The organism is Geodermatophilus marinus (assembly GCF_003428645.1).
Taxonomy (GTDB): Bacteria; Actinomycetota; Actinomycetes; order Mycobacteriales; family Geodermatophilaceae; genus Geodermatophilus.
On record NZ_QVQH01000059.1, the window covers coordinates 1 to 2,405 of the forward strand.

Genomic DNA, 2,405 nt, shown 5'->3' on the forward strand with positions numbered 1-2,405 from the left:
TGATGGCGCTCGCCGAATCTCCCCAGGTGTGCTCACCGAAAGTCCCCACCCGGGAGCGGGGTCAGGTTAGCGGTCGTCGGGTGCCGGTGGTGGCGCGGCGGAGGGTGTCGGTGCGGGCGTGATGGTCGCGGAGTCGGTAGCTGTCGCCGTCGAGGTTGAGCACGACCGAGCGGTGCAGGAGCCGGTCGAGCATGGCGGCGGCGACTGTGGTGTCGCCGAGGACCTCGCCCCAGGAGGCGACGCCGCGGTTGGTGGTGAGCACGATGGAGGTCTTGCCGTAGCGCTGGGAGACGACCTGGAACAGTGCGGAGGCGGCCTCGCCGGGTAGCGGCAGGTAGCCCAGTTCGTCGATGACCAGCAGGGTGGGGCCGGCGTAGAAGCGCATGGTGGTGGCCCAGCGGCCCTCGATGGCGGCGCGGTGGCAGCGGGCGGCGAGGTCGGCGGCGGTGGTGAAGTAGGTGCGGTAGCCGGCCTGCGCCGAGGCCCGCGCCAGGCCGACGGCCAGGTGGGTCTTGCCGACCCCGGGTGGGCCGATGAGCAGCACGTTGGTGGCGGTCTCCAGGTAGCGGCAGGTGGCCAACTCGGCGATGAGCGCCCGGTCCAGGCCGGGGGCGGCGTCGTAGTCGAAGTCGTCCAGGCTGGCCGGGGAGGGCAGGGAGGCGAAGCGGAGCCGGCCGGCCAGCCGGCGGGCCTCGGTCGCGTCGACCTCGAGGGCCAGCAGGCGTTCCAGCGCGGCGGTCAGGCTCAGGCCTTCGCTGCGGGCGCCCTCGAGCACGGCGGGCAGCGCCTCGGCGGCGGTGTGCAGCTTGAGCGTGGCCAGGTGCCCGCGCAGCTGCTGGTAGACGCTGGCCTGGGTCGGGGTCTGCGGCGCGGGGGTGCTCGGCTGGGCCGGCGGGGTGGTCATCGGAGGGTGTTCCTTCCTCGGGCGGCGCGGTCGTAGGCGGCCAGGTCGATCACGACGTCGGCGCCGCGGTCGGTCGTGCCGGTGGGCGTGGTGGTCTGGCGGAGGGCGTCGGCGGCCGCTTGGGCGGCCGGGCCGGGTGGGATGCGCTGCTTGCGCCGGTGCGGTGCGGCGGTGCTGAACGCGGCCAGCACCGCGGTCTGCAGCGCGACGACGTGGCCGGAGTCGCGGATCATCACCCCGGCCCCGTCGGTGGCCAGCCGGTGCCGCGCGAGCACGGTCGGCGGCCGGCCGCCGACCGAGCCGGCGGCGATGTCGATGCTGTCCGCGCCGAGCCGATGGGCCACGGTCACCGTCGTCCCGGCCAGCTCCGGTGGCACCGAGTAGAAGTTGCCGCGGTAGGCCACCAGCGCCTGCGCGGACACCTTGCGCTCGGCGGTGAGCACCGCCGGGAACGGCGCCGGCAGCGGCGCGAGCCGCTCGTCGGCGCCGAAGCTGGAGACGGTGCCCCGGCAGCCGCCGAGGGTGCGCAGCCGGGTATCGCCGCGGGTGGCGCAGAACGCGTCCAGGGAGGCCTGCCCGGCCTCGGGCGTGACGTCGTCGGCCAGGGTGCGCCACCAGCGCTGCGCGGCGGTGTGGTTGGCCTTCTCCACCACGCCCTTGCGGTTGCCGCGCCGCGGCGGGCAGATCGCGACCTGCACGCCGTAGTGCTTGGCGACCGCGGCGAACGACGCGCTCACCCGCCCGGAGGCGGGATGGCAGACCGTGGCCATCCGGTCGAACCGCCAGGTGCGGGTAAGCCCGCCCAGCGCGGCGGCCACGCGGTGCAGGGCATCGATCAGGGCCGGCTGCTCCATGCTCGCGCAGAGCACGCCGCGCCAGCGGCCGGAGTGCGCCAGCGCCCCGACCAGCAGGAACGCCTTGCCCTGATAGCCGGCGGGGGTCCAGGCGGCGGGCGGGTCGGGCAGTTCCACCCAGTCGAACTGGGTCTCCTCACCCGGCGGGTGCTCGATCACCGCCGCCGGCCGTCCCCGGGCCGGGGCGCACGGCTCGCACGCCGGCCGCAGGTCCCGGGTGCGTAGCTGCCGGGTGAACGTCGAGTAGGCCCGGTCGTAGCCCAGCGCGACGACCTCGTCGAACAACGTCATCGCCCACAGGTGCGGGTCCTCGGTCAGCCGTGCGCGGCAGTAGTCGACGAACGGGCCGAACCCGTCCGGGCCGGCCGGGGCGCGGACCCCGGCCTGGCGGCCGTTCAGGTAGGCGCGGATGGTCTTGCGGTCGCGACCCAGGTGCCGGGCGATCGCGGTGATCGTCCAGCCCTGGCGACGTAGCGAGTGCACGTCGATGTCTTCCTCCCGTGTGAGCATGAGAGGCAGGGCTCCTTCGAGGTGGTGCGGTGGTCAGAGACCGCCATCCTCGGAGGAGCCCCCGCCGTCTCTGGCGGAGCTCCACGGGTGGGGACTTTCAGTGAGCAGCTCTGGGGAGATTCACCTGAGCGCCGTCA

2 protein-coding genes are annotated in these 2,405 nt (G+C 74.6%); both read right to left on the bottom strand.

All coding sequences use genetic code 11. The annotated features are described in order from the left end of the window. Positions 1-61: 61 nt before the first annotated feature. Positions 62-904: an IS21-like element helper ATPase IstB gene (gene istB, locus D0Z06_RS24965; RefSeq protein WP_117380239.1), complete on the bottom strand. Its 843-nt coding sequence runs from the start codon at positions 902-904 to the stop codon at positions 62-64. Then, positions 901-2,268 carry a Mu transposase domain-containing protein gene (locus D0Z06_RS24970; protein WP_117380240.1) on the bottom strand — a complete coding sequence of 456 codons (1,368 nt, stop codon included), beginning with the start codon at positions 2,266-2,268 and terminating at the stop codon, positions 901-903. The genes istB and D0Z06_RS24970 overlap by 4 nt, the downstream gene beginning before the upstream one ends. Between the last annotated feature and the right edge of the window lie 137 nt (positions 2,269-2,405).